We start from the raw sequence: 6,542 nt of genomic DNA, 5'->3' as shown, positions 1-6,542 counted from the left end.
GTGGCCGTAGGTTCGCGACGAGTTCGACGCCCCGGTCCAGTGCGGCGACTTCCCGTCCCGGATCTCGAATCCGAGTCCCCAGTCGTTCGGCCGCTGCACGCCGTATCCGGGCAGCACCCCGTACAGGCAGGGAAACTGCACGGCGACCGCCTCGGCGTGCAGCTCGGCCGAGACCGTCGCCGGCCGCAGCAGGTCCGCGGCGAACACGGCCAGGTCGGCGACCGTCGAGGTGCCACCGAATCCGGCCGCCGCCGCGCCGCCGTCGAGCCGGGTGGCCGCTAGGTCGAGCGGTTCGCAGACCGCCTCGGCCAGGTAACGGCCGAACTCGATGCCGGTCGCCCGCTGCACCGTCTCGGCCAGCACCCCGAAGCCGTAGTTGGAGTAGACCCGGCGGGTGCCGGGCTTCCCGAGCGTGCGTTCGGAGTGCGGCGCCAGGCCGGACGCGTGCGCCAGCAGGTGTCGCACCGTGGATCCCGGCGGCCCGGCCGGGGTGTCCAGCTCGACCGCCCCCTCCTCGACGGCCACCTGCACCGCCCGCGCCACCAGCGGCTTGGTCACCGACGCCAGGTAGAACGGCCGGGTAAGGTCGCCGTGGCCGGCCAGGATGCCGTGCGGGCCGATCACTGCACCGGCGGCGGTCTGCACCGGCCAGTCGTCGAGAACGTCGAGCGCCGACGGGCGCACGCTCACTTGCGGCCGATGTAGTAGTAGTTGCGCGGGTCTCGGTCGATCTCGGCGACCCGCACCTCACCGAAGCCGGCCGCGGCGAGCATCGCCCGTGCCCGCTGCTCACCCCAGGCCGTGCCCAGCCCCTCGCCGTCGAGCGCCAGCGACACCGTCATGCCGTGCATCGTCGAAACGGCGTACATGTACGTCGTCATCGGGATGCCGACGTTGTCCTCCAGGTTGCTGGATGCCTTGATATCGGCCATCAGGAAGGTCCCGCCGGGACGCAGCGCGCGAAAGACGTTGGCCAGCACAAGAGTCGGCTGGGCCTGGTCGTGGATGGTGTCGAAGGCGGTGATCAGGTCGTAGTCCGCCGCGGCGTCGAGCTCGTTCAGGTCCGCGCGCACGAAGATGGCGTTGGAGTTGCCCAGCCGCGCGGCCTCGGCCGCCCCGGCAGCCACCGCCTCCTCGGAGAAGTCGATTCCGGTGAACCGGCTGGCCGGAAACGCCTGCGCCATCAGGTTGACGGCATGGCCGCTGCCGCAGCCGATGTCGGCCACCTCGGCGCCCCGGCGCAGCCACTCCGGCAGGCCGTCGACCAGCGGCAGCACCATGTCGACCAGGGCGGCGTCGAAGGCCTGCCCACTCTGCTCGGCAGCCAGCGTGTGGAAGCGTGGGAACGCGCTGTACGGCAGCCCACCGCCGTGCCGGAAGCATGCGACGATCCCCTGCTCCACCTCGGCCAGCATCGGGATGTACTGCGCGATCACCGCCAGGTTGCGTTCCTGGGCCACCCGGGTCAGCGCCGCGGCCCGCTGCGGCGGCAGCGCATAGCTGGCCGACTCCGGCTGGTAGTCGACGATGCGGGCGGTGACCATCCCGCCCAGCCACTCCCGGACGTAGCGCTCGTTGAGCCCCGCCGCGGTGGCCAACCCCTCGCTGGTGACCGGCGGCAGGCCGGCCAGCGTCTCGAACAGGCCGGTCTGGTGCCCGATGCTCACCAGCAGCGTCGCGGCCGCGTCGTCGATCATGGTGATCATCCGGCCGGCGAAGGCTTCGGCGGTCTCCTCGGTCTGAGCGTCGTCGAGTTCTGTCATCGCCGACAACGTTAGCCTGATTACGGCACGCGCCGGTCTTTAGTAAGTTGGCCCGCATGAGCCAGACAGTGCGCGGCGTGATCTCCCGGAGCAAAGGCGAACCGGTCGAGCTGGTGGACGTGGTGATCCCCGACCCCGGTCCGGGCGACGTGGTGGTCGACGTGACCGCCTGCGGGGTCTGCCACACCGACCTGATGTATCGCGACGGCGGCATCAACGACAGTTACCCGTTCCTGCTCGGCCACGAGGCGGCCGGCACGGTGGCGGCCGTCGGCCCGGGCGTCACCTCGGTGGCCCCCGGCGACTTCGTCATCCTGAACTGGCGCGCGGTCTGCGGTCAGTGCCGGGCGTGCCGACGCGGCCGGCCGCAGTACTGCTTCGACACCTTCAACGCGTCGACTCCGATGACGCTGACCGACGGCACCGAGCTCACCCCGGCGCTGGGCATCGGCGCGTTCGCCGACAAGACCCTGGTGCACGCCGGGCAGTGCACCAAAGTCGACCCGGGCGCCAATCCGGCGGTGGCCGGGCTGCTCGGCTGCGGGGTGATGGCCGGGCTGGGTGCGGCGATCAACACCGGTGCGGTCACCCGCGACGACACGGTCGCGGTGATCGGCTGCGGCGGTGTCGGCGATGCCGCGATCGCCGGGGCCCGGCTGGTCGGCGCCAAGCGGATCATCGCCGTCGACACCGATGCCACCAAGCTGGGCTGGGCCCGCGAATTCGGCGCCACCCACACCGTCCGGGCCGACCAGGCCGATGACGGCGCAGTCGTGCAGGCCATCCAGGATCTCACCGACGGCTTCGGTGCCGACGTGGTGATCGACGCGGTGGGCCGCCCGGAGACCTGGAAGCAGGCGTTCTACGCCCGGGACTTGGCTGGAACCGTTGTGCTGGTTGGTGTTCCGTCGCCGGAGATGCGACTGGAGATGCCGCTGATCGACCTGTTCTCGCACGGCGGATCGCTGAAGTCGTCCTGGTACGGCGACTGCCTGCCCGAGCGCGACTTCCCCACCCTGATCAGCCTGTATCTGCAGGGCCGGTTGCCGCTGGAGAGGTTCGTCTCCGAACGGATCGGCCCCGGCGACGTCGAGTCGGCGTTCGCCAAGATGCACGGCGGCGCGGTGCTGCGATCGGTGGTGATGCTGTGACCGGGGGCGCGACCAGCGGCATCGAGCGGGTGGTCACCCACGGTGTCTTCGAACTCGACGGCGGCAGTTGGGAAGTCGACAACACCGTCTGGATCGTCGGCGCCGGCTCCGAGGTGGTGGTCTTCGACGCCGCCCACACCGCGGAACCGATCGTGGCCGCGGTCGGCGGTCGCCGGGTGGTGGCGGTGGTGTGCACGCACGGCCACAACGACCACATCACCGTCGCACCCGAGCTGGGCCAGACCTTCGACGCCCCGGTGCTGCTGCATCCCGCCGACCACATGCTGTGGCGGATGACGCACCCGGACAGCGACTTTCACCCGGTGAACGACGGCCAGACGCTGCACGTCGCCGGGACCGAACTGTGCGCCCTGCACACCCCCGGCCACTCCCCCGGTTCGGTCTGCTGGTACGCGCCCGACCTGCACGCCGTCATCAGTGGCGACACCCTGTTCTGCGGCGGGCCGGGCGCCACCGGACGCTCTTTCTCCGACTTCCCGACCATCTTGGCGTCGATATCGGAGCGGCTGGGCGCCCTGCCGCCGGAGACGGTGGTCTACACCGGGCACGGCGAGACCACCCGGGTGCGCGACGAGATGGCGCACTACGCCGACTGGGTGGCCAGAGGCCACTGAGCCGACTGGGTGACCAGAGGCCACGGAGCCGACTGGGTGGCCAGAGGCCACGGAAGCCACCTCGCTACGGACTGGCCGGCGCTTCGGAGATCTCCGGTTCGGGCTCCGGCGCCGACTCCGGTACCGGAGGGATCGCCGGGACCTCGGGGAAGACCGGGTGCTGGCTCAACGACGGTGGAGCAAGCGGAGGCGGAGCGGGCGCCTGAGAGGTGCTGGTCTCGGTGGTCGCCGGCATCGTCCCGGGTCCGGTGCTGGCCGCGTGCCGCAGGACGACGACCGCAAGCACACCGGCGATCAGCACCGCCACGGCGCACACCAGGATCACCGCCAACGGCCCCCGACGCCAGGACGCGCGCTCCGGGGCGCGTGAGCCCGGGAACGGCTCGCGTTCGGCTGGCCACGACGGCGGCGGCGGGATCACCCCGGCGGCAGCCGTACCCGGCGAGGCCCCCAGGTCGACCGGCCATCCCGGCGGAGCCGACATCGCGTCGGACGGCACCGGCGGCGGACCCGCAGCCGCGGGAGCAGCGGGGACCGGAGCGGCCGACACCGGCGGCCACGGCGCCGCCGCGGGCGGCACACCGGGAGCATGCGTGGCGCCCAGCGCGGCGCCGACCGCTGCGGCCAGCTCCGGTCGCGGCGAGCTGATGACGGTGACACCGAAGTGCTCTCCCAGCCCGGTGGTGACCGCCGGAGCGTTGGCGCCGCCCCCGACCGTCACCACCGCCGACAGGTCGGACACCGGGACTTGATTGTGCTGCAACGTCTCCTCTACCGCGGTGATGAACCCGCCGAGCGGTCCGTGGATCACCCCGTCGAGCTCTGCGCGGGTCAGCCAGACCTCGCCGTGGTACCCGGGGAGGTCGACGGGCAGCTCGGTCACGGTGTTGGTCGACAGCTGTTCCTTGGCGTCACGGCATTGGTTGCGCAGCCGGTTCAACGAGCCGATCGCCAACGTCCCGTTCAGCGACCCGCTGGCGGTCAGGTCGTCCACCACGTAGTTCAGCAGCGCTTGGTCGATCAACTCACCGGAGAGCGCGGCATGGCGTACCGTCGCGCCGATCGGTCGATACCCGTTGCCGGCGTCGACCAGGGTGATGCTGGAGCCGCTGCCACCCAGGTCACAGACCAGGATGATCCCGCCGGCCGGCAGACCCGGGCTGGCCTGCAGCGCGGTCAGCGCCGCGGTGACATCGGAGACCACCGACACCGGGTGCTGCGACCAGTCGGGGATCTCGGCCAACCCGGCCCGCAGGCCATCCACCGCTTCGGGCGGCCAGTGCGCCGGATGGGCCACCGCCACCGCCGGCGGCAGCGGATATCCGCGGGTCGACAGGTAGGCCAGCGCGTGCAGCGTCTCGCCGAGCAGCCCTTCGGCAGCCTGCGTGGACCCGTCACTGCCCGGAACCGGTTCCGGGTCGCCGACCCGGTCGACGAAGTCGGCGAACACCACGCCCGGCTCGTCGATGTCCGGGGCATCCGGGTTCTCCGCGGCGGTCCCGATCCGCGGCGGGTGGGCGTCGTACCGGGTGAGCACCGGGCGCCGGGTAACGGTGTGCTCCGCGGTGACCGCCGCCAAGGCGGTGGCGCCGACCGACAGCCCGATCGCCGCTGTCGTGCCATCCGCCATGTTCGTCCCATCCCGTGTAGCGGGCTGCTTGCCCGGTCGGCGAGTCCAATGTATCGGCAGGCGCGGCCGTATCCCGGTATTTAGCCACCGCGAAGGTAGCCCAACCATCCACAAATGAAGAAAATTCGGTTAGAGACGGCGGGCGCGCGCGCCAATGGCAGGATCTCGACGACCAGCTGCGCAGGCCAGCCGACTAAGCCCGTGCGGCGGTGAGAACCTGCCACCCCCTTGCCTTCGCCGTCAGCGGGGCGGCCACCCTAACAGCGGCGGGCCATCCCGGCCGTCAAACCACGCCCGCGCCCGGTGGCGGCCGCAAATCCGCGCCATCGTCACACCGTCACTGGATCACCCAGGTAGCGGACCACAAGGAGTCCAGCTGCCCGGTACCATCGGCGCCGTCGGGCTCCCGCCGAACGGGTGACTGGCGAGCGTGGTCAAACCCGAGGCCGGCCCGACCGTCTTGTCCTTCTGCGCCGTGCCGGCAAACCCCAGCGGCCCGGCCCTCTGGTTGGCGGCCACCGTCGAGGCGATCGGCTGCTCACGCTGCGGAACTCGCCAGTCCGGGGCGACCTCGATGTTCATCTCCATGAACTCATCGCCGTGGCTGCGCCTCTTGGCCCGTCGCCGCCGAACCCGGTCCCGCACCGAGACGGTCGTATCCGGCGTAGAAGCACCCGGTCTGGGGGATTGGCTCCTGGCGCTGGAACCGGCAGGCATGTTCGAGTCGATCCCGGCTCCTGGAGGACCTACCAGGAAGGGCGGAGGGAAACCCGGTCCGGGGGCGGGCGGCGGCGCCGGAGGTGTCGTCGGCGGCGAACTGGTCATAGCACTCGCCGGCGGCGAGGGCGCGGCCGCCGGTGACATCGACGAGGCTGTGGCAACCGCCGTGGCCGGGGCCGAGCCGACGGCCGGCAACAGGGGGGGCGCGGGATCGGCGGGGGCCCAGGGTGCGACGACGGTCGCCGCGGGCGCGGCGGCGGCCAGGCCGGCCAGCCCTGCCGTCCCCGCGGGGGCGGCGGCTATCGCCAATGCGGGGGCCTCCGCGACGGCCTCCGCGACAAGCGGAAGAAGGAGCAGCGAATTGTGGTAGACGAACCAGGCGAATTCGCCGGCCAGGTACGGTCCGATTCCGGGGATATGCTCGAACAGTGGCGTGAGTTCGTGGACGAGCGGCATCGGGTTAGGCATGTGGCCGTGGTAGAACAGCGCATTCTCCAAAGGCGCGACGATGTTCATGTTCCAGTCATAGATCAACTGCCCCAGCTGGTGTTGCCACGACGAACTGGTTTTCGCTGCGGCGCCGGCGAGTTGCTGGGCGGCTAACGCGTCGGCGTTGTCGAGGTGAGCGCCGGATTGCGCGGCC

6 protein-coding genes are annotated in these 6,542 nt (G+C 71.3%); 2 read left to right on the top strand and 4 right to left on the bottom strand.

Going from position 1 to position 6,542, the window contains the following annotated elements; genetic code table 11:
• Both AC2VNT_RS14980 and AC2VNT_RS14975 read right to left on the bottom strand, forming a co-directional pair.
• Positions 1-684: serine hydrolase domain-containing protein (locus tag AC2VNT_RS14980; RefSeq protein ID WP_486947608.1), on the bottom strand; the 684-nt coding region annotated here is incomplete at its 3' end.
• 2 nt (positions 685-686) lie between these two features.
• Positions 687-1,763: a class I SAM-dependent methyltransferase gene (locus AC2VNT_RS14975; RefSeq protein WP_486947607.1), complete on the bottom strand. Its 1,077-nt coding sequence runs from the start codon at positions 1,761-1,763 to the stop codon at positions 687-689.
• 56 nt (positions 1,764-1,819) lie between these two features.
• Here AC2VNT_RS14975 and AC2VNT_RS14970 point away from each other — a divergent pair, with 56 nt between their 5' ends.
• Together AC2VNT_RS14970 and AC2VNT_RS14965 are read left to right on the top strand one after the other, a co-directional pair.
• Positions 1,820-2,914, top strand: a complete 1,095-nt coding sequence (locus AC2VNT_RS14970; protein ID WP_486947606.1) for an S-(hydroxymethyl)mycothiol dehydrogenase — start codon at positions 1,820-1,822, stop codon at positions 2,912-2,914.
• A complete protein-coding gene (locus AC2VNT_RS14965) occupies positions 2,911-3,549 on the top strand; it encodes an MBL fold metallo-hydrolase (RefSeq protein ID WP_486947605.1) in 639 nt (212 codons plus the stop codon). Before AC2VNT_RS14970 ends, AC2VNT_RS14965 begins: the two co-directional genes overlap by 4 nt.
• Positions 3,550-3,613: 64 nt before the next feature.
• Here AC2VNT_RS14965 and AC2VNT_RS14960 read toward each other — a convergent pair whose 3' ends face one another.
• The gene (locus AC2VNT_RS14960) at positions 3,614-5,179 is read right to left on the bottom strand and encodes an Hsp70 family protein (RefSeq protein ID WP_486947604.1); all 1,566 of its coding nucleotides are present in this window, start codon (positions 5,177-5,179) and stop codon (positions 3,614-3,616) included.
• 345 nt (positions 5,180-5,524) lie between these two features.
• On the bottom strand, positions 5,525-6,542 hold a 1,018-nt coding region (locus AC2VNT_RS14955; RefSeq protein ID WP_486947603.1), incomplete at its 5' end, for a PPW family C-terminal domain-containing PPE protein.

The organism is Mycobacterium sp. TH-M15, assembly GCF_057473705.1.
This window is presented reverse-complemented; position numbering and strand designations above follow the sequence as displayed.